The 24,402-nt window shown below is 68.8% G+C and carries 21 protein-coding genes and 1 pseudogene; 11 read left to right on the plus strand and 11 right to left on the minus strand.

Features of this window, described 5'->3' with window-relative positions; translation table 11 throughout:
- Window positions 1-3 precede the first annotated feature (3 nt).
- On the plus strand, window positions 4-702 hold the full coding sequence (locus tag ABDW61_RS02855) for an MIP/aquaporin family protein (RefSeq protein ID WP_343636023.1): 699 nt from the start codon (window positions 4-6) through the stop codon (window positions 700-702).
- Entirely contained in the window at window positions 695-1,534 is an 840-nt protein-coding gene (arsH, locus tag ABDW61_RS02860) for an arsenical resistance protein ArsH (protein WP_343636025.1), read from the plus strand. Before ABDW61_RS02855 ends, arsH begins: the two co-directional genes overlap by 8 nt.
- A gap of 7 nt (window positions 1,535-1,541) precedes the next feature.
- Here the strand turns inward: arsH and ABDW61_RS02865 are convergent.
- Both ABDW61_RS02865 and ABDW61_RS02870 read right to left on the minus strand, forming a co-directional pair.
- Window positions 1,542-1,661: pseudogene (locus ABDW61_RS02865) on the minus strand (lipid-transfer protein); the annotation flags it as partial.
- Between the two features lie 3 nt (window positions 1,662-1,664).
- A complete protein-coding gene (locus ABDW61_RS02870; RefSeq protein ID WP_343636027.1) occupies window positions 1,665-1,925 on the minus strand; it encodes a hypothetical protein in 261 nt (86 codons plus the stop codon).
- A 161-nt stretch (window positions 1,926-2,086) separates the two neighbouring features.
- Here ABDW61_RS02870 and ABDW61_RS02875 point away from each other — a divergent pair, with 161 nt between their 5' ends.
- The gene (locus ABDW61_RS02875) at window positions 2,087-3,583 is read left to right on the plus strand and encodes a lipopolysaccharide biosynthesis protein (protein WP_343636029.1); all 1,497 of its coding nucleotides are present in this window, start codon (window positions 2,087-2,089) and stop codon (window positions 3,581-3,583) included.
- Window positions 3,584-3,711: 128 nt separating this feature from the next.
- Window positions 3,712-5,112: a hypothetical protein gene (locus ABDW61_RS02880; protein ID WP_343636031.1), complete on the plus strand. Its 1,401-nt coding sequence runs from the start codon at window positions 3,712-3,714 to the stop codon at window positions 5,110-5,112.
- 47 nt (window positions 5,113-5,159) lie between these two features.
- Here ABDW61_RS02880 and ABDW61_RS02885 read toward each other — a convergent pair whose 3' ends face one another.
- Window positions 5,160-6,224 carry a PDDEXK nuclease domain-containing protein gene (locus tag ABDW61_RS02885; RefSeq protein ID WP_343636033.1) on the minus strand — a complete coding sequence of 355 codons (1,065 nt, stop codon included), beginning with the start codon at window positions 6,222-6,224 and terminating at the stop codon, window positions 5,160-5,162.
- A gap of 370 nt (window positions 6,225-6,594) precedes the next feature.
- On the opposite strand from ABDW61_RS02885, the gene ABDW61_RS02890 reads away from it, so the two are divergent.
- The 4 genes from ABDW61_RS02890 (at window position 6,595) to ABDW61_RS02905 (ending at window position 11,205) form a co-directional block, all read left to right on the plus strand.
- Window positions 6,595-7,716, plus strand: a complete 1,122-nt coding sequence (locus tag ABDW61_RS02890; RefSeq protein ID WP_343636034.1) for an ABC transporter substrate-binding protein — start codon at window positions 6,595-6,597, stop codon at window positions 7,714-7,716.
- 147 nt (window positions 7,717-7,863) lie between these two features.
- Entirely contained in the window at window positions 7,864-8,985 is a 1,122-nt protein-coding gene (locus ABDW61_RS02895) for an ABC transporter substrate-binding protein (RefSeq protein ID WP_343636036.1), read from the plus strand.
- A gap of 154 nt (window positions 8,986-9,139) precedes the next feature.
- Window positions 9,140-10,258 carry an ABC transporter substrate-binding protein gene (locus tag ABDW61_RS02900; protein WP_343636038.1) on the plus strand — a complete coding sequence of 373 codons (1,119 nt, stop codon included), beginning with the start codon at window positions 9,140-9,142 and terminating at the stop codon, window positions 10,256-10,258.
- A 26-nt stretch (window positions 10,259-10,284) separates the two neighbouring features.
- The gene (locus tag ABDW61_RS02905; protein ID WP_343636040.1) at window positions 10,285-11,205 is read left to right on the plus strand and encodes a hypothetical protein; all 921 of its coding nucleotides are present in this window, start codon (window positions 10,285-10,287) and stop codon (window positions 11,203-11,205) included.
- Between the two features lie 16 nt (window positions 11,206-11,221).
- On the opposite strand, the gene ABDW61_RS02910 is transcribed toward ABDW61_RS02905, so the two are convergent.
- From ABDW61_RS02910 to ABDW61_RS02940, 7 genes are all read right to left on the minus strand, one after another.
- Window positions 11,222-11,428 (minus strand): hypothetical protein, encoded by a 207-nt coding sequence (locus ABDW61_RS02910; RefSeq protein ID WP_343636042.1) that lies wholly within the window; start codon window positions 11,426-11,428, stop codon window positions 11,222-11,224.
- Between the two features lie 108 nt (window positions 11,429-11,536).
- Window positions 11,537-12,148, minus strand: a complete 612-nt coding sequence (locus ABDW61_RS02915; protein WP_343636044.1) for a DNA-3-methyladenine glycosylase — start codon at window positions 12,146-12,148, stop codon at window positions 11,537-11,539.
- 9 nt (window positions 12,149-12,157) lie between these two features.
- On the minus strand, window positions 12,158-14,134 hold the full coding sequence (locus tag ABDW61_RS02920; protein WP_343636046.1) for an ATP-binding protein: 1,977 nt from the start codon (window positions 14,132-14,134) through the stop codon (window positions 12,158-12,160).
- 110 nt (window positions 14,135-14,244) lie between these two features.
- Entirely contained in the window at window positions 14,245-14,592 is a 348-nt protein-coding gene (locus ABDW61_RS02925) for a hypothetical protein (RefSeq protein WP_343636048.1), read from the minus strand.
- 311 nt (window positions 14,593-14,903) lie between these two features.
- Complete coding sequence (locus ABDW61_RS02930) at window positions 14,904-15,314, minus strand: hypothetical protein (protein WP_343636050.1); 411 nt, start codon at window positions 15,312-15,314, stop codon at window positions 14,904-14,906.
- Window positions 15,315-15,548: 234 nt separating this feature from the next.
- Window positions 15,549-17,123, minus strand: a complete 1,575-nt coding sequence (locus ABDW61_RS02935) for a hypothetical protein (RefSeq protein WP_343636052.1) — start codon at window positions 17,121-17,123, stop codon at window positions 15,549-15,551.
- Window positions 17,120-17,986, minus strand: a complete 867-nt coding sequence (locus ABDW61_RS02940) for an ABC transporter ATP-binding protein (protein WP_343636054.1) — start codon at window positions 17,984-17,986, stop codon at window positions 17,120-17,122. The genes ABDW61_RS02935 and ABDW61_RS02940 overlap by 4 nt, the downstream gene beginning before the upstream one ends.
- A 256-nt stretch (window positions 17,987-18,242) precedes the next feature.
- On the opposite strand from ABDW61_RS02940, the gene dbpA reads away from it, so the two are divergent.
- Window positions 18,243-19,583, plus strand: coding sequence for an ATP-dependent RNA helicase DbpA (gene dbpA / locus ABDW61_RS02945; protein ID WP_343636867.1), 1,341 nt, complete (start codon window positions 18,243-18,245; stop codon window positions 19,581-19,583).
- Entirely contained in the window at window positions 19,580-20,815 is a 1,236-nt protein-coding gene (locus ABDW61_RS02950; RefSeq protein ID WP_343636056.1) for a DEAD/DEAH box helicase, read from the plus strand. Before dbpA ends, ABDW61_RS02950 begins: the two co-directional genes overlap by 4 nt.
- Window positions 20,816-20,861: 46 nt before the next feature.
- On the opposite strand, the gene ABDW61_RS02955 is transcribed toward ABDW61_RS02950, so the two are convergent.
- On the minus strand, window positions 20,862-22,886 hold the full coding sequence (locus tag ABDW61_RS02955) for a hypothetical protein (protein ID WP_343636058.1): 2,025 nt from the start codon (window positions 22,884-22,886) through the stop codon (window positions 20,862-20,864).
- A gap of 363 nt (window positions 22,887-23,249) precedes the next feature.
- Here ABDW61_RS02955 and ABDW61_RS02960 point away from each other — a divergent pair, with 363 nt between their 5' ends.
- On the plus strand, window positions 23,250-24,401 hold the full coding sequence (locus tag ABDW61_RS02960; RefSeq protein WP_343636060.1) for a carbohydrate-binding protein: 1,152 nt from the start codon (window positions 23,250-23,252) through the stop codon (window positions 24,399-24,401).
- Window position 24,402: the final 1 nt, after the last annotated feature.

Genomic DNA, 24,402 nt, shown 5'->3' on the forward strand with positions numbered 1-24,402 from the left:
ACGATGGATCTCTTGCGCAAGCTCTTCGCCGAGGCACTGGGAACGGCGCTGCTGCTGTCCGTCGTCATCGGTTCCGGCGTGATGGCCGAGCGGCTGTGCGGCGGCAACACGGGCCTCGCGCTGCTGGCCAACGCCCTGGCCACGGTCGGCGGGCTGTACATCCTGATCGAGGTGCTGGGCCCCGTGAGCGGCGCGCACTTCAATCCGGCCGTCAGTGTGGTGATGGCCTGCCGCGGCGAGCTGGCGAGCGCGGCATTGATGCCCTATGTCGCCGCCCAGCTCACGGGTGCCGTGCTGGGCGCCTGGCTGGCCCACGCGATGTTCGACATGAGCCTGCTGCAGTTCTCGACCAAGGCGAGAAGCGGCATGGGGCAATGGATCGCGGAAGGCGTCGCCACCTTCGGGCTGCTGCTGGTCATCCTGCGCGCGCCGGCCGGGCGCGTGGCGGCGATGGTCGCCGCCTACATCGGCGCGGCCTACTGGTTCACCGCCTCCACCTCCTTCGCGAATCCGGCGGCCGTGTTCGGCCGCATGTTCAGCGACAGCTTCGCCGGCATCGCGCCCACCAGCGCCCCTGGGTTCGTGGTGGCCGAGTTCATCGGCGCGGCTGCCGCCGTCGGGGCGCATCGCCTGCTCTCACCACCGCCGCGCCGTACCGCCGACGCCTCTTCCCCTTCCTCATCCGCTGCCCGCCATGTCTGAGCTCCTCTTTCCCGACGCCACCTTCCCCGCGCTGGACGCCAGGCTGCTCGATGTCCCTGCCGCGTCGCACCTGAGCGTGCCGGCGCCATCCGGGCACCGGCCGCGCATCCTGATGCTCTACGGCTCGCTGCGCGAGCGCTCCTACAGCCGGCTGCTGACCTTCGAGGCGGCCCGCCTGCTGGAGGCGATGGGCGCGGAGGTCCGGATCTTCCATCCGTCGGGCCTGCCGCTGCCCGACGATGCGCCCGCCACGCATCCGAAGGTGCAGGAGCTGCGCGAACTCGCAGCCTGGTCGGAAGGCATGGTCTGGTGCTCACCGGAGCGTCATGGCGCCATGACGGGAATCATGAAGACGCAGATCGACTGGATCCCGCTGTCGACGGGCTCGGTGCGGCCGACGCAAGGCAAGACCCTGGCGGTGATGCAGGTGTCGGGCGGCTCACAGTCCTTCAACGCGGTGAACCAGATGCGGGTGCTGGGCCGCTGGATGCGCATGCTGACCATCCCGAACCAGTCCTCCGTCGCCAAGGCCTTCGCCGAGTTCACCGAAGAGGGACGCATGAAGCCGTCGCCGTTCTATGACCGCGTGGTCGACGTGATGGAGGAGCTCGTGAAGTTCACGCTGCTGACGCGCGACCTTGGCCCGTATCTGCTGAGCCGCTACAGCGAGCGCAAGGAAAGCGCAGCCGAACTGTCCGAGCGCGTCCAGCTCGCCGCCGCGGCAGGTGCGACGCCAGCCACGTCGAGCGGTGCCTGCGGCTGCGGCCCCGCCAGCGAGGCGCCGCCAGCAGCGCCGTCGGCAACGGTGGCACCCAAACGCTGCTGCGCCTGAGGCGCCAGCCACCGATGGTGTCACCGTTCTCGACGAGGGCCTGGGCGCCGCCGATCTCGCACAGGCCGAGCGCCTCGTAGCTGATCAGTTCGTTGCGGGCCAAGCAATCGTGCAGCTCGACGACATCGCGTCAGCGACCACCGGGCCCGCCCGCATTCGCCGAGGCCGGCTTGTCGGCGACGCCAATGGGGATGACCTTGACGCCTGATGGCGTCGCGCCTGCATCCGCCGGGCGTGCTGCCGGCGCGCTTGCGGATTTCGAATGGAGCCGCATGCCCGAGAACATCTCTTCCGCGCCGCGATGCAGCTTGGCGGCCAGGATCACGCCGACGACGGCCAGGAGCACGGCCGCGAGGCCGGCAACGATTTTGACGGGAGAGCTGGTCTGCATGAGGAAGCCTTCGACGGGGCTGAGAGCGTAACAGCGCGCGGCTCGCTGGCCGGCAGATCTCGGCCCGGAACTCCGCCAAACCGCCATCGCGCGGTTGCACAATGCGGCTCCCCCGCGCCCCGGCGCGCGAAGCCACCGTTGAAGGAACCCGATTGAGCGCCGTGAAACCAGGAACCGCTCCGAGCCGCGAAGCCGCGCTGTTGCGCGGCGTGGGCCTGTATGCCGTGGGCATGCTGTTCACCCGCTTCGCCGGCTTCCTGATGCTGCCGTTCTACACCGCCGTGCTCAGCAAGGAGGCCTACGGCTACGTGGACCTGGTGCTGACCGGCTCGACGCTGTTCGGCACCGTCGTGACGCTGCGGCTGTTCGACGCCATCTACCGCGCGCTCTGGGACGAACCCGACACCGGGCGCCGCGCCGCGATGATCACCTCCGTGCTGGGCCTGACGACGATCAACGCGATCGCCGGCGCCGCGCTGGTGTGGGGCGTGCTGGCGCTGGCCGGCATCCCGCTGCCGCATCCCTGGCTGCTGCTCGCCTGGACCGTGCTGCGCATCCCCGCCGAGTTCTTCCAGCAGACCACGCGCGTGGTCGGCGACCGCTCGGCCTACGCCGGCGCGGCCATCGTCAACGCCAGCGCGATGGCCGGCAGCAGCCTGCTGCTGCTGGGCGTGTTCAAGCTTGGCGCGCTGGGCTACCTGGGCGCGATGGCCGCGGCCTCCGCCGCGATGCTCGTCTACCTGCTCTGCAAGGACACCGGCGCGCGCCTGGTACGGCCGCGCCTGTTCTCGCTGGCGGTGCTCAAGCCGATGCTGGCCTACTCGCTGCCGCTGGTGCCGGCGGCCGTGAGCTGGTGGGTGATCCGCATGATCGGCCGCTATACGCTGGGCCATTCACATGGCCTGCAGGAGGTGGCCGACTTCGCCGTCTCCGACAAGCTGCCCGCCGTAGTGGCCATGCTCAACATCACCTACTACATGGCCTGGCAGGACGCGGTGCTGCGCCAGTCCTCGCACGGCGACCGCGAGGAGCACGTCGCCTTCTACCGCCGCGCGCTGGGCGCGTATGCGCGGCTGGGACTGGTGGCGCTGGGACTGATCGCGCTGTTCCTGCGGCCGTTCTTCGCGCTCATGATCGACCCGTCCTACGCCCAGGCGCGCACCTACGTGCCGCCGCTGCTGCTGGCGGTGTTCCTGCTGTGCATCGGCGGGCTCTACGACGTGCTCTACCAGCAGCAGCGCCGCACCGGCGCGATCTTCGCCACCAGCCTGGTGTCGGCGCTGGCGGCCGGCGTGGCCAGCTTCGCGCTGGTGCCAGCCTACGGCGTCTGGGGCACGGTCGTGGCCACGATGTGCGCGGCCGTGGTGCTCGCCGTGATCCGCGGCGTCGACCAATACCGCACGCTGGGCGTGACCATCCCGCTGCGCGATGTGCTCCTGGGCGCGCCCTTCTTCGCGCTGGGCTGGCTCATGAACGCGGTCCACGATCCGCTGCGATACGCGGTCGGCGCGGCCCTCGTGTGCGTGGCGGCCGTGGTGACGCAGCGCTCGCTGCTGATCGCCGCGTGGGGCCATTGGCGCGCGGGCAAGCGGGCCAAGGCGGCCCCGCAAGCGAACCCCCAAGCGAACCCTGAGGCATCCGGCGACGACGCCAGATAACCCGCTGGCGAGCGATTGCCGGAAGTCATCAGCTTCGCATCAACCCTGTGTGAAGACCACGTAAGGAGCCTGTAACATCCGCCCCCGGCCCGCAGAGGCCGCCGACATCGAGTCAGGGAGAGAGAAGGATGGGCCCGCAACAAGCACACGCCCGGCTGCTGATCGCAGCCGTCTATCACTCGCAGCTGCCGTATCTGTGGCAGCTCGCGCACGGCCTGGGGCTGGCGGGCTGGCCCGCGCGCTTCCTGGCCTTCACGCCGCGAGAACGCGATTGGCTGCGGCTGCAGGGCGCAGTCCCATTGCCCGCCGAGGAACCATCGCGTCTGCCGATGCCGCTGGTTCCGGTCTTCACCGACGAAGAAGCGGCCGAGGTCCTGGGGTTCTCCATGTCCAAGGCCCCCGCGCCGGCGCGCGTGCACGACTGGCGTGAGCGGCTCGAGCGCATCGGCGCCGCGATGGAACAGGCGCTGAACGAGCATCAGCCCGAGGCGGTGCTGGTGTGGAACGGCAGCGAGTTCATCGGCAAGGCCCTGAGCGTGCTGGCGCGGCGCCGCGGCGCGCGCACGATCTTCATGGAGAACGGCTACTTCCCGGCGACGCTGCAGATCGACGACGAGGGCGTGAACAGCGGCTCGTCGCTGACGCGGCTGCCCTTCGACGCGCTGCGCCGCGCGGTGCAGACGATGAGCCTGGACGGGGGCGGTGCCACGTCCGCCGGATCGCCCCAGCCAATGACGGCGCTGGCGCCGGTGTCGTCGCTGGGCCGCGGCTACGACTTGAAGCGTTTCGTGCTGCGCCATCTGGATCCTGGCTATCTGCGCAGATTCCCCGAGAACCGCGGCAACAGCCTGCTCAAGACGCGCCGCCTGAACCGCCGCCGCGCCGCGGTGCCGGTGGACCAGACGGCCCTGCCGGCGCGCTTCGTCTTCATTCCCTTCCAGGTGCATGACGACACGCAGATCCTGGAGAACTCGCCGCACTTCAAATCGATGGAGCGCTTCTTCGAGCATTGCCATGCGGCGATCCGGCGTCAGTTCGGGCCGTCGATGGGCATCGTGGTGAAGGAGCATCCGGAGGACCTGTTCCGCCATGGCTACGCCGATCTGAAGCGCCGTTATCCCGACGTGACGTGGCTAGTGAAGTACGACGTCGACCGGCTGATCCGCGAGTGCGAGCTGATGATGGTGGTGAACTCGTCCACCGGGCTGCAGGCGATCGCGGCCGGCAAGCCAGTGGTGACCTTCGGGCACTCGTTCTACGCGCGGCCGGAGATCTGCTTCCCGGTGATGGATCCGGCGCAGACGGATGCGCAGCTGGCTCGCGCGGCGCAGGGCATGTCGCCGGAGATGGGCGCCGATGCGACGGTTTTCGTCGACTTTCTGCGGCATGTGTTCTTCGTCGGCGGGACCTGGTCGCGCGTCGAGCTCAATGGCGTGCGGCAGAGCGTGGATCGGGTGCTGCGGCTGCTGAGTCCCGAGCACAGACGGCCCCTGGATCGGCGGGACGCCGAGCCGCTGCGGGTGGCTTGAGGGCTTGGCCGGCAAGCTCACTCGCTCTTCTGACTGGAGAATGGCGATCACGAAGCCGAACGCTTCTTCTTCGGTTTGGATCGATCTTCCGGCGCGCTTAATAGATAGAACTCGTGGAGCTTTGCCGCCAGCATCTTCTTATCGGGCAGTTTCGTCTGGTACTCGGCCACCAGCGCTGGCGACAGACTGCGACTCAAGGCGTACTCAACCACTTCGCTGTCTTTGCTGGCGCAAAGCAGCAGTCCAACGGGCGGGTTTTCATGAGGCTTTCGAACATCCCGATCCAGCGCTTCCAGGTAAAAGTTGAGCTTGCCCAGATGTTCGGGTTCGAAGGCAGTCACCTTGAGCTCGATCGCAACCAGGCTGTTCAATCCCCGATGGAAAAACAGGAGATCCAGTGCAAAGTCCTGGCCTCCAACCTGTATCGGATACTCGCTACCGATGTAGCAAAAGTCCCGGCCGAGTTCGGTCAGGAAGCGGCCGAGGTTCATCAGCAGGCTGCGATGCAGGTCCGCCTCGGAGTGGACCTGCGGCAGAGCCAGAAACTCCAGCAGGTAGGCATCCTTGAAATGCTGCTCGGCTTGCGGGTGGGTCTCTCTCAACGCTGTTGAGAGTTGTGGCGGATTGAGCACGGCACGCTCGAACAGGCCGCTATCGATTTGCCGCGCGACTTCCCGTACCGGCCAACGCTGTTTTGCGGCCATACGTAAGTAGAACTCGCGTTCCTCAGGCCGTTTGCTCCTGCTCAGGATGTGCAAATGCGCGGACCAAGGCAATTCTCTCAACAACGTTGAGAGTTCTTCCCGTGCTGGATAGGCCTCATAGAACTGGCGCATGCGCCAAAGGTTCGGCGCCGAGAAGCCTCGAATACCAGGCTCGCGCTGCGCGATATAGGCGGCGAGCCGTGCCACGGTACCTTTGGCCCACCCATCTGATTCGATCTTGCGATGCAGGTGCTGACCGATTTCCCAGTAAAGATCGATCACCGCTGTATTCACAGCACGGAGCGTGTGCTGGCGAGCCTCCCTGATGAGGCTCACAACCGCATCGAAGTTTGACTCGGTTGACAAGCCATCCCTTGCAACTACCGGCGGTTTGGCCTTCTTCGTCATGCTTGCCCGATCCTTCGTTTCATTTCTTCCAGAATCGCCGCCAACTCCTGCCTCAGCGGGACCGAGACGCTCATCGCAAATCTGCAGGTGATATCCCGAGGTCCAAGTTTCGAGGCCATGCCCATCGACCGCGCTCGCCGCTGCTCCATCGGTGGCGTAAAGACAACGAAAGCCGATTGAAAGGTTCGCGGGCCGCAGCGAGGTCAAACCAAGGGTTTTCCCTCGAAGACAAGGCGCTTCGCGGTCCGGCCGAGCGCGTCTCGGCACCGCCAGTCCCGAAGGCGATATGGCGACATTCGCCCAGTCGTGGCGGCGAGTTCCAACGGTTTAAGCACAATGCCGCCCCTTCGGATCCCCTGGTAGTAACCCTATGTTCCTCGCCCTTCCCCGTCGCGCGCGCCGCCTGCTCGCGCTCCTTTGCCTGGCTGCGGCGCCGGCCGCCCACGCCGACATCGTGATCGGCCAGGTCGCGCCCTTCAGCGGACCTCAAGCCGTCACCGGCAAGGCCATCCGCGCCGGCGCGAAGCTGTGGATCGACGAGGTCAACGCGCGCGGCGGCATCCGCGGCCAGCGCCTCAAGCTCGTCACGCGCGACGACGCGCAGAAGCCCGAGGACACGGTCCGCCTGGTCAAGGAACTGATCGCCCAGGAGTCGCCCGTCGCGCTCATCGGCACCGTCGGCACCTCCAACCTCGAGGCCCTGAAGCAGGACGGCGTGCTCGAAAAGACCCGCGTGCCCATGGTCGGCGCCGTCTCCGGCGCGACCAGCGTGCTCACCGCGCGCGGCATGTACCCCGTCAAGGCCAGCTACCGCGAGGAAGTCGAGCGCCTGTTCAAGCAGCTCGCCGAGACGGGCCGCACCCGCGTGGGCATCGTCTACCAGGACGACGGCCTGGGCCGTGACGCGCTGGCCGGCGCGCAGGCCTCGGCCAAGACCCATGGTCTGACGCTGGTCGCGCAGACCGGCTATGCGCGCAACTCCACCGAGGTCGGCAAGGCCGTGGACGAGATGGTGCGCCAGACGCCGGACGTGATCTTCCTGGCCGCCACGACCGCCGCCGCCATCGAGTTCAGCACCCGCTACCAGGCCGCTGGCGGCCGCGCCGGTCTGTACGGCATGTCCATCATCGACATGCAGACCCTGCTGGCGAAGCTGGGCCCGGAGCGCGCGCGCGGCTTCGCGTTCTCGCTGGTGCTGCCGACCGACGATCGCCTCGACCGCGAGGTCGTGCGCGACTATCAGCGCCTGAGCCAGAACGCCAAGGACGCCGATCTGTCCTCGCGCTCGCTGGAGGGCTTCATCGCCGCCAAGGCGCTGACGAAGGCGCTGGAGCGCGCCGCCAGCCCGACGCCCCAAGCGCTGACCGAGACGCTGGAGCGCGGCTTCGAGACCGACGTCGGCGGTCACCGCCTGACCTTCGGCAAGGGGCAGATGCCGTCGCGCTACGTGGACTTCGCGCTGCTGGGTTCGGGCGGCCGGCTGGTGCGCTGATCCTGCGCAGGCGCGTGCGATTCGCGCATCGTCTTCCGCGAGGCGGTTCGCGAGCGGCGACGGACGGTCGCTGCCGCGCCGGGTTGTTATGACGCGCCGCCCCCCTTTGAGGACAATGCGGGAACCGCCCGCATCGTTGTCACGATCATGACCCTCGCCTTCTCCCGCCGCGTTCGCCGTGTGCTCGCGCTTCTCTGTCTGGCCGCGGCGCCGGCCGCCCATGCCGACATCGTGATCGGCCAGGTCGCTCCCTTCAGCGGTCCGCAGGCCGTCACCGGCAAGGCGATCCGCGCCGGCGCCAAGCTGTGGATCGACGAGGTCAACGCGCACGGGGGCATCCGTGGGCAGCGCATCAAGTTCGTCACCCGCGACGACGCGCAGAAGCCCGAGGAGACCGTGCGCCTGGTCAAGGAGCTCATCGCGCAGGACGCTCCGACCGCCCTGATCGGCACCGTCGGCACCTCCAATCTCGAGGCGCTCAAGCAGGACGGCGTGCTCGAAAAGAGCCGCGTGTCCATGGTCGGCGCCATCTCCGGCGCGACCAGCATCCTGACCGCGCGCAACATGTACCCGGTCAAGGCCAGTTACCGCGATGAAGTCGAGCGCCTGTTCCTGCAGCTCGCCGAGACGGGCCGTACCCGCGTGGGCATCGTCTACCAGGACGACGGCCTGGGGCGCGACGCGCTGGCCGGCGCGCTGGACTCGGCGAAGGCGCATGGCCTCACGCTGGTGGCGCAAACCGGTTATGCGCGCAACACGACGGAAGTCGCCAAGCCAGTGGAGGAGATGGTCCGGCAAAAGCCGGACGTGATCTTCCTGGCCGCCACGACCGCCGCCGCGATCGAATTCACCACCCGTTATCAGGCTGCTGGCGGCCACGCCGGCCTGTACGGCATGTCCATCATCGACGTGCAGGCGCTGCTGAAGAAGCTGGGACCCGACCGCGCGCGCGGCTTTGCGTTCTCCGTGGTGCTCCCGACCGACGACCGCCTCGACCGCGAGGTGGTGCGCGACTACCTGCGCCTGAGCAAGGACGCCAAGGATGCCGAGCTGTCCTCGCGCTCGCTGGAAGGCTTCATCGCCGCGAAGGCGCTCACCAAGGCGCTGGAGCGCACCGGCAACTTCACGCCGCAAGCGCTGACCGAACTGCTGGACCGCGGCTTCGAGACCGATGTCGGCGGCCACCGCCTGACCTTCGGCAAGGGGCAGATGCCGTCGCGCTTCGTGGACTTCGCGCTGCTGGGGCCGGGCGGACGGCTGGTGCGCTGAGGCGCTGAGGCGCCGCGTCAGCCGTCCCTCCCCGCGCACTCCGCGTCGCAGTGACGCTTGGATACATAGATTCGTTGTCCGTTGCGGGAAGTTCGCACAGTAGATGTCATGGACATCGCCGACAATCCGGGCCCTTTCCTGCCGTGCCTCTCCCATGAATCGCCGCCAACTGCTTCAGAACTTCGCCGCCCTCGCCGGAGCCGGCAGCCTGCCCGCCTTCGCCGACAACTCGCGCATCGTGCTGGGTCAGTCCGCCCCCTTCAGCGGCCCGGCGCGCGAGCTCGGCGAGCAGTTCAAGGAAGGCGCGATGCTGGTGTTCGACCAGGTCAACCAGCGCGGCGGCATCAACGGCCGGCACATCGAGCTGCGCAGCCTGGACGACGGCTATGAGCCGGACCGCTGCGCCGCCAACACCAAGCGCTTCATCGCCGATGGCGTCAACGCGCTCTTCGGCTACGTCGGCACGCCGACGACGCTGGCGGCGGTGCCGCTGCTGACCGCGGCGAAGCTGCCGCTGGTGGCGCCCTTCACCGGCGCCGAGGCGCTGCGCACGCCGTTCAACCGGCATCTCTTCCACATCCGCGCCTCCTACAACGACGAGGCGGCCGAGATCGTCAAGCAGATCACCTCGGTGGGCATCAAGCGCGTGGCGGTGTTCTTCCAGAACGACAGCTACGGCCAGGCCGGCCTGTCCAGCGTCACGGCGGCGCTGAAGGCGCAACAGCTGGCGCCGGTGTCTCAAGGCACGGTGGAGCGCAACTCGCAGGACGTGGCCGCGGCGCTGAAGTCGGTGATGGCCGGCCAGCCCGAGTGCATCGTGCAGATCGCCGCCTACAAGTCCTGCGCGGCCTTCATCCGCGCGGCGCGCCAGGGCGGTTTCCTGGGCAACTTCTACAACGTGTCCTTCGTCGGCGCGCAGGCGCTGGCCGCGGAGCTGGGCAAGGACGCGCGGGGCGTCGTGGTGTCGCAGGTCGTGCCCTTCCCGTTCTCCGGCCTGACGCCGATCGCCAGCGAATACATCCAGCGCAGCAAGGCCGCGAACAAGGACCTGAGCTACACCGCGCTGGAGGGCTACATCGCGGCCCGCACGATGGTGGAAGGCCTGCGCCGCGCGGGCAACAACCCGACGCCGGAGAGCATCATCAGCGGCCTGGAAGGCTTGAACGAGCTGAACCTCGGCGGCTTCTACATCAACTTCTCCAGCCAGCGTCACACGGGCTCGCGCTACGTGGACATGACCATCCTGACCGAGGACGGCAAGGTCCGGCGCTGAAGGCCTGACACGGCCCGGCGCGCGGAATGCGCGCATCAGACATCACGCGGAAAGGCCTTGGCGCGCCGATTGCCGCTTCGCCATCCTCCGGACCAGAGGCACGACCCGAGGGTCGTGACGCCATGGACACCGCTCGCCGCCCGTGCGCTCGACGCCTGCTTCGCCGCCTCGCCGCGGCAATGCTGTGCCTGGCCCTGCTGCCGGCCGGCTGGGCTCAGAAGTTGCAAGTGCTGCCAGCCATGAACAGCTACGCGCAGCCGCCCTACCTCTTTCCGGAGCCGATGAACAAGCAAGGCCTCGCGCCGCGGCTCGTCGAGTTACTGCGCGAGCGCCTCGAGCCGGACCTGAGGCTCGAACTCCAGACCCTGCCCCGCAAGCGCCTGGAACTGACCTTGGAAAGCCGCGACTTCGACGGCGCGGCGCTCTTCCTCTCCCCAGAATTCCTCACCCGCGAAGCCGCCGACGGCGGCAAGTGGAGCGTGCCCGTGATGGTCGACGAGAACGTGCTCGTGAGCGTCCGCCCGCTGGAGATCGCCACGCTGCGCGACCTGTCCGGCCTGCGGCTCGGCGGCATCGGCGGACACATCTACCGGTTGCTGGCGCCCTTGCTCGATTCGGGCGCCATCCAGCGCGAGGACGCCCCGGATCACGTCGCCAACCTGAAGAAGCTGTGCCTGGGCCGCGTCGACTTCCTGGTCATGAGCCGCTCGGAATTCGCGGGCAGCGTTCGGCTGACCTCCTGCCCGAAGCCCTTCGCCTCGCGCGCCTTCCCGGAGCGTCAGTTGATCCTGCGCCGCGTGCTGGTCCGCCTGCCGGATGAGCGCCAGACCCGGCGCGTGCTCGACGCGACCGCGCAGGTCGCGTGCAGCGCGCCGTGGCTCAAGGCGCTCGATGAATACGGCCTCTCCGGCGCCCATTGCGACGGGGCGCCCTCAGGCAACCAGTGACCGCGAGCGGCGGTGCTCAGCGCCCCTCGCGCCAGCCCAGCACCCGGGCCGGCAGGAACAGGATGGCCTTCAGCAGCGCGAAGACGGCTTCGACGCTCAGCCCGATCAGGCGCAGCGGCAGCGTCAGCAGCCACGCGATCGGCCACAGCACCAGCGCCAGCAGTGCGAGCGGCCAGCACAGCACGAACAGGATCAACCAGAACAGCAGGCCGACGAAGCCCATGACGCACTCCTTTCAACGAAGGCCGTGACCGGGAGCCACGGCATGCCGCCACCTTAGTGCCCGCCCGGCGCGCGTGTCCGGCTCTTGCGACCAAGCGTCCCCTGGGGCTCATGAAGCGTTCTCTCGGGGGATCGGTTTGCTCAGGAATCTCGATCCTGCCGCGACGAAGCGCCACGGCAGATCGATGGCCTTCGAGATGCCGATGCGCGTGCCGGCCGCCACGTCCGTCTCGCCGCTTGGCGGCAGCAGCTGGAAGGGCGGCGCGTCGAGCGCCAGCCCGCCGAACGAGCGATCGATGCCCAGGGCCTGTCCCACGCGGCCCGGGCCCGACGCGAGCAGGCGCAGCGCCGTCGTGCCGCGGCGCTCGATCATCCGGTCGATACCGTGCGTCGGCTCCAGCGCGCGGATGAGCACGCCGGCGCCATGCCCTTCGGCGCGGCACACGAAGTTCAGGCACCAGTGCAGACCGTAGCTGAGGTACACGTAGGCATGCCCCGGCGGCCCGAACATCACCGCGTTGCGCGCGGTCAGTCCGACGTAGCAATGCGAAGCCTCGTCATCCATGTCATAGGCCTCGGTCTCGACGATCACGCCGCCGACACCGTCGACAAGCACCGTCCAGCCGATCAGCGCGCGCGCGACGCTGACCGGGCTCTGCAGGAAGTCGATGGCCTCCTTCCCTCCCCCGCCTGTTTCGCGTCCCCGTCGTGGCATCGGCATTGGACGTTCCTAGCTCAATGCCGCCATCAGCGACGTGAGGTCATAGGGCTTGCGCAGCACGGGGTAGCCCTCGTCGCGGGCGCGTTCGGCGACATCGCTGTAGCCGGTCACCAGCACCGCCTTGATCGCCGGGAACCTGTCGCGCACTCGCCGCACCAGTTCCGCGCCGTCCATGCGGCCCGGCATCACGATGTCCGACACCAGGTAATCGGGCGCGAATCCCCCCTCCAGCAGCGTCAGCGCCTGATCCGCGCTGTCGACCGCCCGCACCGCCAGGCCTTCGGCGGACAGCAGCTGCACCGAGGACTCGCGCACATCGGGGTTGTCCTCGACCAGCAGCAGGACGCGCCCCTCGACGGCCCGCGGCGTCGGCACCGCCGTCTGCCGCGCTCCGCCGACGGCCGCCGTGGTCGGGAACACCATCGTCACGGCCGTGCCCCGGCCCACCTCGCTGCGGACATTCACGGTGCCGCCGCTGGCCGTCACGAAGCCGTGCACCTGCGCCAGGCCCAGCCCCGTGCCGTTCCCCCGCGTCTTGGTCGTGAAGAAGGGCTCGAAGACCTTCTCCAGGATCTCGGGCTTGATGCCCTCTCCCTCGTCCACCACCTCGATGGCGAGCGCCGGTCCGCCGTCGGCCGCACTCGCGGAGAACGCCCGCACGTGGATCGCGCCGTCGACGCCGCTCGACGCGTCGCACGCGTTGGTGACGAGGTTGGTCACGGCGATCTCCAGCTCGAGCGGATCCAGCGCCACGGTGGGCAGCCCCTCCTCCGCGGACACCTTCAGCTTGCAGCGCCTGCCGACCAGCGAGTGCAGCACCTCTTCCATCTCCCCGAGCACCACGCCCGCCTGGATCGCCTGCGGCTGGTTGCGCCGCCGCCCCGACAGCAGCGTCAGCTGCCGCGTCAGCGCCTCGGCCTTGCGCACGCTGCGCCGCATCACCTGCACGTCGGACTCGACCGCCGGACCGGCGCGCCGCTGGATGATCGCCAGCCGGCCTGTCAGCACCTGCAGGATGTTGTTGAGGTCATGCGCCAGGCTCGCGCCGAGCCGCCCCACCACGTCCAGCTTCTGGGCCCGGGCCAGCTGCGTCTCCGCCGCCTCCCGCTTGTGGACCTGCGCCTGCAGCTCGTCGGTGCGGCGCTCCAGCGCGAGGAAGGCATCGGTCAGGCGCTTCTGCACCGAGCGGAAATGCATCGCCAGCAGGGCCAGCAGCACCGTGTTGGCCACCAGGCCCTCGAGCCGCGTCATGTACCAGGCCAGCGAGTAGCGCTGCCCGCTGAAGGTGCTGAGCCACACCCCGGCGCTCTCGGCCACCAGCACGAACACCAGCCACGTGAAGATCGAGCGCCTGAACAGGCCGCGCACCCAGATCACCAGGATGGCCATCGCCGCGGCGGCCGCGCTGACGTAGGACCCGACGACGCTGACATGACTGAACAGCGAGCGCCCTTGCACGATGGTCACCGACGCGGCGTCCGTGAGCTGCGAGCTGATCGCGAGCGCGAGCACCGCCAGCACCGCCACCACCAGCGGAAAGCTGCTCGGCCGCGCGGGGCTGGCCTGCGCGTCCGGCGGCTCCACCAGCGCGGCCCAGGCGATGAGCATCGCGAAGCCGGCGCGCCAGCCGATGAACAGCCAGCTCACCGCGTGCGGCGAGCCCAGGACCGGACCGTCGGCGAAGACCGCGCCTGGGAAGGTGAGCACATGCAGGATCGCCATCAGGCTGGCGAACAGGTAGGCGGCGGCGATCACGATGTGCGATCGGTGCGGCCGTGGCGCGGAGATGAGCAGCCAGAAGGTCGCCAGGTCGATCATGGCCGTGGCGGCCCCGTACATGCCGCTGATGTGCGGCAGCTGCGGCAGCGGCATCGCGGCGCGCGGCACGACCACCAGCACCGACAGCAGCACGAGCGCGCACAGCCCGAGCGACAGCCGCCGCTGCGCCGGGCCGGCTGCTTCCTGGATGAATCCGCGATATGGCATGGGCCTCCCTGCCCCGCGCCCGGGGGTTCCCGCGTTCAGTCCGCCACCTGACGCGGCCAGCGCTTCGGGCAAGGCCGATGCCGGACATGTCGGGCGGTCTCTCGTCCCGATCAGACGACACCCAGGCCGGCCAGGATGGACGCCAGCCCCATCGCGCCCATGACGGCGGCGTAGAAGAAGGCCATCCTCGGCGTCGACGGATAGGACAGCGTCACGCAGAACCAGCGCAGCCCCAGCAGGAAGAAAGTCTTGTGGCTGAAGAAATAGCTCGCCAGGAACATGCCGCCCCAGGCGATCAGCGCCAGGCCCATGAAGATGGACTTGGCCGGACCTTCGGCGCGCAGCGCGGCGACCATGAGGGCCGCGAGCACGGCGATCAGGCTCAAGCCCAGCACGTCGCCGCGCTCTTGCGGCGGGGGCGGATTCGGCTCTTGGGGTGTGGAGGGGTTCATCGTCATCGGGAAAGCGGCGCAGCATAGCGCCCCTCACGGCCCGGACGCCTCCCGAAAAGAAAGAAGGCCCGGCTGCCTGGACAGTCGGGCCCGAAGGACTGCCGTCGGCAGTCTCCTGCTCAGGGAGGAAAAGCAGGACGGCGTTGCAAGTCGATTTGCGCTGCCGTGAGATGAATTGTTCAGTTTTATCAAAGGCCAGTCCAGTGGCAATTGATAGATGTGCATGTAGGTGATTCCCTGACAGACAGCGGCCTCCCGCCCGGCTAGGGCGGGCGCGGCGCGATCAGGAAAAGCGCGCGGCCTGAGCCGGCGCCGGCTCAGGCGGGCGTGGGCTCCTTGGCCTCGCTGCTGTCCTCGGGCGGCGTCGGCGCGGCCTTGCGCTGCGCCTTCTCCATTTCCTTCTCCTGCTTCTTCTTCTGCTTGGCGAGCTCGCGCTGGCGTTTCTCGAATTGATAGTTGGGTTTTGCCATCTCGATCTCCTTGGCGGTGGGGGGTTTACCGGAGGCGTCGCGCTCGGATTGGGCCCGCCACTGAGCCGCCTCCTTGCGATAGATGTTCTCGCCGGTGGTGGTCAGGCGCAAGGCGCCGCCATTCCATTCGAGCCAATCCAGCTCGACCAGCCGATCGATCACGGTCTCGGGAATCTCGCTGGCCTGGCGGCGCTTGAGCGCGTCCACGCTGATGCGAAGGGACTCTCGCAGCGCCTCGGGCGCCATCGGAACAGGCATCACCTGACTCCTCACGTGTCGCGCCGCGACGTACGGCACGAACAGATGCGCCAAGCGATCAAGGCGAGGACTGCGATGCGTTCGACGGGTCGAAGGAAGCGAAGGCCTCGGTTGACAACCTCACGGTCTATCGGGCCATCGTAGCTCACATCGCCGCGGCACCGGCCGCGGCCGGCGCCGGAGGCCGATGACGGACCAGGGGTATCCCGTCGTGTCGCCGTCCCTGAACCGCGCTCAGGCGCGCGCCGGACGCAGTCCGGCCGCCAGCGCCAGCAGCGCCAGCACGCCGGCCGAGCCGTAGATCATGACGCTCCCGGCATTCGCCGCGCCGCTCAGGCCCAGCATGTCGACGTTGGGGACGCCGCTCGCCTGCAGTCCGACGTAGAGCCCGAACAGGTAGAGCGCCAGGAAGCTGCGGGCGCCCTTGGTCAGCCGGCCCAGCAGAGTGGCGTACGCGCTCGCGCATAGCAGTCCCGCCAGGCAGGCCGCGCCCCGCATCGGCGACTCCGCCGCCCACCGCAGCAGCGCCGGCGCGCTGACGAGCACGCCCAGGCCGAACGCCACGAGCGCCTGCCGCCAGCCGCGTTCGCGCGCGCCGCCGGGCATCGCGCTGGCCAGCGTGAGCGTGCCGCTCTGCCAGTCGCGTGAACTCACGTCGGCCACGGCCATGCCCCAGGCGGCGAGCGCGACGGCCATCACCGCGGGGAGCTCCGCCAGCGGCACCGCGGCCGAGGCGACCGCGCACGCGCCCATCAGCAGCGCGAGCAGCGGCTGGCTGAGCAGCACCAGGCTGGCATCGCCCAGCCAGCGCCCCGCCACGCCGGGCACCAGCGCGCTGGCGCGCAGCAGCCGCGCGAGCGCCCAGGTCACCGGCACGAGCGCGGGCCGCAGCAGCCAGCGCGCCGCGGCGAGCAGGCGCGAGCCCTTCACCTGCGTGTGCGCCACCCGGTCCGGCGCATAGCGATGGAACACCCGCATCGCCAGCAGCAGCGGCAGCATTGCCACTGCCATCGCGCCGACGCGCAGGGCGACCAGTTCGGCGCTCCATAGGCCCGAGGGCATGTGCAGCACCGCCTTGGCGGTGTCGAAGGGGCTGCCGCCGACGCTCACGTGGTCGACGTTCATCAGCTGGATCAGCCCGACGATCAGCGTCGACAGGCCCTGGACGTCGAAGACCTGCCAAGCGTTCAGGCGCGGCATGCCGTGAGCCAGCATCAGCGGCAGGAACGCGAACTGCGCCATCCAGAACATCCAGTACAGCGCATCGCCCCATTTGCGCATCAGCGGCGCCCAGGCGTCGGCGAGCACGGCCAGGCTCGCGCAGAGCATCATTCCGGGCGCCAGGCCGAGCAGCAGCATCCACAGATAGGGCAGCGGCTGCAGCGGCCCTTCCCCGCGCACCAGCTGCAGCACCCACAGGGTCAGCATCAGCGTCGCGCCCAGCGTCATCAGGAAGCCGAACGCGCCCAGCCAGCGCACGCCCAGCAGCTGCGCATCGGTCACCGGCGTTGCCGCCAGCACGGAGGCGGTGCCGGTGCGCAGGTCTTCCTGGCTGCGGCCGCGCGCGAGGTAGAAGCCCGCCAGACCGAAGAGGATGCAGGCGATCGTCCCGGTGGCGAAGGCCAGGGCCTCGCTCTCATACGCGATGCGCTGGCCGTGCGTGACCATCATCGCGAAGCCGGTCTTCGGCTGCGGCACCATCAGCCAGCTCAGCGCGACGACCGCGAGCAGGATCACCAGCGTGCTGATCCGCCGGCTGCGCAGCCGCCACTCGTTCAGCACCGAGGCCTTCCACAGCGCGGCGTTCATGCGGCCACCTGCTGATCGGCATAGCGATGGGCCATGAGCGCCTCCTCCAGCGTGGGCTGCGCGAGCTGGGCCTCCGCGCACGGCCGCGAGGCATGGGCGATGCGCACCTGCATCCGCCCGCCCTGCGGCTGGGCCTGCAGCACGTGCACCTGATCGCGCAGCGCCTCGTACGCTTCGGTCGAGAGCACCGAGGTCCACACCTGGCCCGAGGCTCGCGCCATCAGCGCCTCGGGCGTCTCGAAGGCCACCAGCTTGCCCCGGCGCAGGATCGCCAGGTGCGAGGCCAGGTTCTCCACGTCCGACACGATGTGCGTGGACACGATCACCAGCCGCTTCGCGCCCAGGTCGCCGAGCAGGCGGCGGAAGCGCAGCCGCTCCTCGGGGTCCAGGCCGGCGGTGGGCTCGTCGACGATCAGCACGTCCGGATCGTTCAGCAGCGCCTGGGCGATGCCCAGCCGCTGCCGCATCCCGCCGGAGAAGCCCGCCGCCGCGCGGTGCGCGTGATCGCCCAGGTTCACCAGCTCCAGCAGCGCCTGCACGCGCCGCCCGTCCTTCACGCCCTTCAGCGCCGCGAAGTACTGCAGGAACTCGCGCGCCGTGAGGTGCGGATAGACGCCGAAGTCCTGCGGCAGATAGCCGAGCCGGCGGCGCATCAGCTCAGGCCTGGCGACGATGTCCTGGCCGTCCAGCAGGATGCGGCCGCGCGTGGGGGCGGTCAGCGTCGCCAGCATCTGCAGCAGCGTGCTCTTGCCCGCGCCGTTGTGGCCGATCAACCCGAGCACGCCGGGCTGGAGATCGAGCGAGACGCCGTCCACGGCGACATGGGGGCCAAAGGTCTTCACGACATCCTGGATCTGCAGCACGAGGGTCTCCCTGATTGATGAGTGCGCGCAGCGTAGGCAGACCGCCCGCGGGCACGAAGCGCCGCCCGACAGGCCGTCGCGAGCGAGGACCAGACCGCGTTCTGGCCGGATGGACGCGCGTCGTCGACAATCGCGCATGACCCGCTCCGACCCGTCCGCCACGGACACCCAGACTCCAGCGCCCGCGGCGCCCTCCGCCCGGCCCTCCACGCAGCCCGGCGCCGGCTCCTTCGCCAGCCTCCCGTTGCCGCCCGCGATGCAGGCCAACCTGACGCAGCTGGGCTACTTGTCGATGACGCCGATCCAGGCCGCGAGCCTGCCGCTGACGCTCGCCGGCAAGGACCTGATCGCGCAGGCCAAGACCGGCAGCGGCAAGACCGCCGCGTTCAGCCTGCCGCTGCTGGCCAACCTGAACCCGCGCCGCTTCGCCGTGCAGGCGCTGGTGCTCTGCCCCACGCGCGAGCTCGCCGACCAGGTGACGCAGGAGATCCGCCGCCTGGCCCGCGCCGAGGACAACATCAAGACGCTGACGCTGTGCGGCGGCGTGCCGATCCGCTCGCAGCTGGCCAGCCTGGCGCATGGCGCGCACATCGTCGTCGGCACGCCGGGCCGCATCCTCGACCATCTGCAGCGCGAGACGCTGTCGCTGGAAGCGCTGGGCACGCTGGTGCTGGACGAAGCCGATCGCATGCTCGACATGGGCTTCGCCGAGGACATCGCCCAGGTCGTCGCCCATTGCCCCAAGACGCGCCAGACGCTGCTGTTCTCGGCCACCTATCCCGAAGGCGTGGCCGCGCTGGCCGGCCGCTTCATGCGCGACCCCCAGCAGATCACGCTGACCGAGCGCCATGCCGCCCACAAGATCCGCCAGCGCTTCTACGAGGTGACCGAGAGCGAACGGCTGCACGCGGTGGGTCTGTTGCTCAACCACTTCCGTCCGGCCAGCACGCTGGCGTTCTGCAACACCAAGCAGCAGTGCCGCGACCTGGTGGCCGTGCTGCAGTCGCAGGGCATCGTCGCGCTGGAGCTGCATGGTGACCTGGAGCAGCGCGACCGCGATCAGGTGCTGGTGCAATTCGCCAACCGCAGTTGCAGCGTGCTGGTGGCGACCGACGTCGCCGCGCGCGGGCTCGACATCGCGCAGCTCGAGGCCGTGATCAACGTCGACATCACGCCCGATCCCGAAGTGCATGTCCATCGCATCGGCCGCACCGGCCGCGCGGACGAGGCCGGCTGGGCCTTCAGTCTGGCCAGCCTCGATGAAATGGGCCGTGTCGGCCGCATCGACCAGATGCAGGGCAGCGTCAGCCCCTGGCACCCGCTGAGCGAGCTCACGCCCGCAGCCGATGGCGAGCCGCTGCGCCCGCCGATGGTGACGCTGCAGATCCTGGGCGGACGCAAGGAGAAGATCCGTCCCGGCGACGTGCTGGGCGCGCTGACCAAGGACCTCGGCTTCGAGGGCTCGCAGATCGGCAAGATCAATGTCAACGAGTTCTCGACCTACGTCGCCATCGAGCGCGGCGTCGCCGACCAGGCGCTGCGCAAGCTCAATGCCGGCAAGGTCAAGGGCAAATCGGTGAAGGTGCGCAAGCTGTGAGCGCCTTTGCTGCTTTGGGGCTGACGCCGGCCCTGGTCCAGGCCGCCCAGGCGCTGGGCTTCGATGAGCCGACGCCGATCCAGGCCGCCGCGATCCCCGCGGCCATCGCGGGCCGCGACGTGCTGGGCTCGGCCGCGACCGGCTCGGGCAAGACGGCGGCCTATGCCTTCCCGGTGCTGCACCGGATCGACGCCGGCATCCGGCCCGCGCTGCGCCGCACCGAGGTGCTGGTGCTGGTCCCGACGCGCGAGCTCGCGGTGCAGGCGGGCGAAACGCTGCGACAGCTCGAGCGCCATCTCGCCGAGCCGGCAAAGGTCGTGGTGCTGCATGGCGGCGTGTCCATCAATCCGCAGCTGATGGCGCTGCGCGGCGGCGCCGAGATCGTCGTCGCGACGCCGGGCCGGCTGCTCGATGTCGTCGACCACAACGGGCTGCGGCTGTCCGAGGTGGAGTGCCTGGTGCTGGACGAAGCGGACCGCCTGCTCGACGGCGGCTTCGCGGAGGAGCTGGACGCGGTGCTCGCGCAGTTGCCCAGGCGGCGTCAGAACCTGCTGTTCTCCGCGACCTTCCCGGACAGCGTGCAGGCGCTGGCCGGCCGGATGCTGCACGACCCGGTGCGCATCGCCATCGACGACGCGCCAGTCGCCGAAGGCCGGATCGAGGAGCGCGCGATCGAGGTCGATCCCGCGCGGCGCACGCCGCTGCTGCGTCATCTGATCGAGCAGGGCGGATGGACGCGGGTGCTGGTCTTCGTGGCGACGCGCTACGCCTGCGATCACGTCGCCGACAAGCTGCGCAAGGCCGGCATCGCGGCCGAGGCCTTCCACGGCGATGCGAGCCAGGGCGCGCGTACCCGCGTGCTGGCGGACTTCAAGGCCGGCCGGGTGCGGGTGCTGGTCGCGACGGACCTGGGCGGACGCGGCATCCACATCGCGCAGTTGCCAGTGGTGGTGAATTACGACCTGCCCCGCTCGGCGGTCGATTACACGCATCGCATCGGGCGCACCGCGCGGGCGGGCGCCTCCGGCCTGGCGGTGAGCTTCATCGGCGCCGGCGCGGAGGCGCATTTCCGCCTGATCGAGAAGCGCCAGGGCCATCGCGTGCCGCGCGAACGGATTCCCGGCTTCGAGCCGGTGGAGGCCGCGTCGCCCGCCGCCGCGGCGGGCGGCATCAAGGGCAAGCGGCCGAGCAAGAAGGACAAGCTGCGCGCGGCGGCGGCCCGCGGCGAGTAGCGCGGCCCCATGCGGCCAACTTCCTCCCTACAAGGGCTCCGGCCCTTCACGGCCCCTGGTCGAACGCATCGAGACCAAGAAGATCGATTTGGGGGGCTGACGGCTTTGGCACCCCGTTCCGGTGTGCCTGGAGTCGCTCAATGAACGCTTCAAGCTCCGCCGCGGTCATCTGCTGCGGCGCGGTCAGGTCGTAGCGCTCCTTTTCACCGCGAACGAGGACCTCAGGGCGGCTATTCAAAAAGTCCTTCATCCCTTGGCTGTGCGAGACCGGTGTCCAGACCCTCCTGTCGATCTGCGCGTCGATCTGCTGGGCTTCGCCGCGCAGACGGGCCAGACGCGCGTGCAATGCATCCATCGGCAAGTCCTCCAGCACCAAGTCGCGGCCATGTCGCTCCCACAGCTGACCATAGATGCCCAGCAGATTGAGGATCGAGTCCTTGATCCTGGCGGCCTTCGCAAGCCAGGTGGCACTGGCAACGGCGTCGAGACCCTGTCGGAGCGTGTCCTCGGTTTGCGGTCCGACGTTGGAATGGGTGATGGTGCGGATGAAGCCAGTCGGCCGGCTGAAATAGTCGGGATGCATCAGCAGCCGGGCCTGCGGATCGGCGGAGCGGATCTTTGCCCAGAACGCTGGAGACCTGGCCGCCTTGAGCGTCATCCGCGTGAATTCCGCGCCGCGCAGAAGCGCGGCGGCCTCCTCCCTCGTCAAGCGTGCGAGCGTCTTTGACTTCGACTCCCCGAAGGACTGCAGGCTCGCGTCGCCGATGTCGCGCCCAGCCTCGGCAATGCCTGCCAGGACTTCCTCCGGTTTGACGGTCGACAGATCGCCCTTGTCCAGCGGTTGGCCATTCTTGGCCGCGACGTAGACCAATTGATCCACCAGCGAATGGGGGACCAGGATCTGATAGAGCACCGCCTCCTTCCGCGAGGCGCCGCCCGTGCTCGAGCTTGTCGAGTTGGCACTTGTCGACGACTTGGCCTTGTCCATGGCGACGGCCAGCCGCTGGACCGCATCCAGGATGGGGCGGGCCTGCTCCGCCGTGAGGGCCATCGATTTCAACTGCTCGCGGACGATTTCAAGGGTCTTGTCGACGGACACGTCGAACAGGCCGCCGGACTGCAGGATATCGAAGGTGCTCTCGCTGGTATCGCTGGCATTGGCCTTCAGCGCGAGGTTCGCCGACATCAGCGAATCCCGCTCCTGGTGATCGCTCCAACCCGGCTTGCCGGTCTGCTCCAGGAATGTCGCGGGACCGAGCAATGTTTCGCCACGCGGTCGATTGCTCGGCGATCGGTGAAAGACGAAGTCATTCACCCCCACGCCTCCGTAGGTTTCGTGGATGGTCTGAAGGATCCGATGCAAGGCGTGCGCGCCAAGACCCGCGGCCGTGTAGAAGGCCTGGGAGTCCACGCACTGTCGCTCAACTTGTTCGGCCGCCGCCGAAATCGCCCGCACCTCCCGAGACAGGCTGCTGGGCGGCCAGGCGCGCGCAATGTCGGTCTGCTTGGCCTTTGCATAAGCCGGAGAGGCCGTGGTGTCTTCCCGTCCGAAAAGCCCGGAGAGCGCGCTGCCAATCTGGTTGAACAAGCCCGTGCCCTGTTGTTGCGGCTGCGCAGGCGGAGCGCCAAAGACATCGAAATTCTCGTCCGAGCCCTCGGCGGTCACGGTCACACCCTTGCGGACCAGATGCACGAGCGTGTACACCCCGCCGTCGATGCGTGCCACCCTGTACAGCTCGCCGAATGTCTTATCCACGACCTGGGTGCCGATGGGAGCGCCATGGCCGATCTTCCGCTGGATCACGCCGTCTCCGACTGGCGAGGTCTCAGGTGTCCGCGCGCGCAGGACAGGCACGAGCTGGTGGATCCGCTCACGCTGCGCGGTCATGCGCGCGCTTTGCTGCAGCGCGGCCTGTCTCTCGGTCTGATCCACCAGGCGAGAACTCCGCTCGATCGCACCGCCCGGCGAATCTGCCGCAGCTCCCGCCTTGCGCCGGAACTCCGGCGTGGCGGACTCGGGACCGGGGCCCCGGCTACGCAGCGGCTCAGGCGTCTTGTCGGCATGGTCCACGTCGCGGATCCCTCCGTCGAAAGCGCCGGCAGACCGTGCCGACGTTGGACGCGGGTATATCGCACCCATCACCGGATGCCCATCAGCGAAATGCTGATTCGCCGGACGGCTGTCATCACTCTCGGTCCTGAGTGGCTGCGCGGAAGAGAGCTCCTCGCAGCGGTTGACCAACTCACGCGGCCGTTCCGGGTAAACCCCGAAGACAATCTGAAAGCGCTTTCAGATAGTCGGCATCCAGAGGTGGCGGCGTCCGCGCGGCGTCCAGCCGTCCCACTGGCTTACCGCTGCATTCGGGCGTCCCCGGAGGCGCCGACGCTGTCCCCGCGCGCGTCTCCTCCATCACAGGCACAGAGGAGATCTCCCATGACACGCTGGATTCGATCGCTGGCCGCGATCGCGCTCACTTTGGCTGGCGCCGCGGCGCAGGCCCAGAACTGGCAACTCGTCTGGCAGGACGAGTTCACCAACGGCATCGGTCCCCTATGGCGCTTCGAGACGGGCACCGGCTCGGGCGGCTGGGGCAACAACGAGCTGCAGTACTACCGGCGCGAGAACGCGACGGTCGAGAACGGACAGCTCGTCATCACCGCGAAGCGGGAGGACTTCGGTGGCATGCGCTACACCTCGGCGCGCATGACGACGCAGGGGCTCGCCAGCTTCCGATACGGCCGCATCGAGGCCCGCATCAAGGCGCCGTCGAGCGCCGGCATGTGGCCGGCGTTCTGGATGCTGGGCAGCAACATCGGCTCGGTGGGCTGGCCCGCGTCGGGCGAGATCGACATCATGGAGCACGTGAACGCGGAGCCCGACGTCTACGGGACCATCCACTGGCAGGGACCGGATGGCGGCCACGCGTCCTACGGCGGCCACACGGGCGCGAACGTGACGGACTACCACGTGTACGCCGTGGAATGGGACGAGCAGTTCATCCGCTGGTTCGTCGACGGACGGCAGTTCCACGTCGCCGACATCACGAACAGCGTCAACAGCACCGAGGAGTTCCACCGCGATTTCTTCCTGCTGCTGAACCTGGCCGTCGGCGGCAACTGGCCGCAATGGAACATCGACGAGAGCAAGCTCCCCGCGAAGATGTACGTGGACTACGTGCGCGTCTACAAGAAGGACGGCGCCACACCCGGCTTCTCGACGACGCTGTCCGCCAGCGGCTTCGCGCTGCAGTCGGGCATGCAGCTGGAGGCGTCCAGCGAGGGCGGCCAGAACCTGGGCTGGATCGACGCCGGCGACTGGGTGGTGTGGGACCTGAACCTGCCGCAGGGCGGCACCTACACCGTCGAGTACCGCGTCGCCAGCCTCAACGGCGGCGGCAGCCTGCAGCTGGAGATGGCGGGCGGGACGCCGGTGTACGGCGCGCTGAGCGTGCCATCGACGGGCGGCTGGCAGAACTGGACGACGGTCTCCCATCGCGTCACCCTGCCCGCCGGCCAGCAGCAGATCGCGGTGAAGGCCAACGGCCCGGGATGGAATCTGCGCTTCGTGAAGATCACGAAGTCGTGAT

The organism is Roseateles sp., from assembly GCF_039595595.1.
In the GTDB taxonomy this organism is placed as follows: Bacteria; Pseudomonadota; Gammaproteobacteria; order Burkholderiales; family Burkholderiaceae_C; genus Roseateles.

Bases quoted from the DNA above. Each gene is read 5' to 3' on its own strand.
- ABDW61_RS02870 (WP_343636027.1), bottom strand. From the start codon at position 1,925: ATGCAGACCAGCTCTCCCGTCAAAATCGTTGCCGGCCTCGCGGCCGTG.
- ABDW61_RS02905 (WP_343636040.1), top strand. From the start codon at position 10,285: ATGCGCGCATCAGACATCACGCGGAAAGGCCTTGGCGCGCCGATTGCC.
- ABDW61_RS02915 (WP_343636044.1), bottom strand. From the start codon at position 12,148: ATGCCGATGCCACGACGGGGACGCGAAACAGGCGGGGGAGGGAAGGAG.
- arsH (WP_343636025.1), top strand. From the start codon at position 695: ATGTCTGAGCTCCTCTTTCCCGACGCCACCTTCCCCGCGCTGGACGCC.
- dbpA (WP_343636867.1), top strand. From the start codon at position 18,243: ATGCAGGCCAACCTGACGCAGCTGGGCTACTTGTCGATGACGCCGATC.
- ABDW61_RS02935 (WP_343636052.1), bottom strand. From the start codon at position 17,123: ATGAACGCCGCGCTGTGGAAGGCCTCGGTGCTGAACGAGTGGCGGCTG.
- ABDW61_RS02920 (WP_343636046.1), bottom strand. From the start codon at position 14,134: ATGCCATATCGCGGATTCATCCAGGAAGCAGCCGGCCCGGCGCAGCGG.
- ABDW61_RS02885 (WP_343636033.1), bottom strand. From the start codon at position 6,224: ATGACGAAGAAGGCCAAACCGCCGGTAGTTGCAAGGGATGGCTTGTCA.
- ABDW61_RS02960 (WP_343636060.1), top strand. From the start codon at position 23,250: ATGACACGCTGGATTCGATCGCTGGCCGCGATCGCGCTCACTTTGGCT.
- ABDW61_RS02910 (WP_343636042.1), bottom strand. From the start codon at position 11,428: ATGGGCTTCGTCGGCCTGCTGTTCTGGTTGATCCTGTTCGTGCTGTGC.
- ABDW61_RS02890 (WP_343636034.1), top strand. From the start codon at position 6,595: ATGTTCCTCGCCCTTCCCCGTCGCGCGCGCCGCCTGCTCGCGCTCCTT.
- ABDW61_RS02895 (WP_343636036.1), top strand. From the start codon at position 7,864: ATGACCCTCGCCTTCTCCCGCCGCGTTCGCCGTGTGCTCGCGCTTCTC.
- ABDW61_RS02855 (WP_343636023.1), top strand. From the start codon at position 4: ATGGATCTCTTGCGCAAGCTCTTCGCCGAGGCACTGGGAACGGCGCTG.
- ABDW61_RS02925 (WP_343636048.1), bottom strand. From the start codon at position 14,592: ATGACGATGAACCCCTCCACACCCCAAGAGCCGAATCCGCCCCCGCCG.
- ABDW61_RS02930 (WP_343636050.1), bottom strand. From the start codon at position 15,314: ATGCCTGTTCCGATGGCGCCCGAGGCGCTGCGAGAGTCCCTTCGCATC.
- ABDW61_RS02900 (WP_343636038.1), top strand. From the start codon at position 9,140: ATGAATCGCCGCCAACTGCTTCAGAACTTCGCCGCCCTCGCCGGAGCC.
- ABDW61_RS02880 (WP_343636031.1), top strand. From the start codon at position 3,712: ATGGGCCCGCAACAAGCACACGCCCGGCTGCTGATCGCAGCCGTCTAT.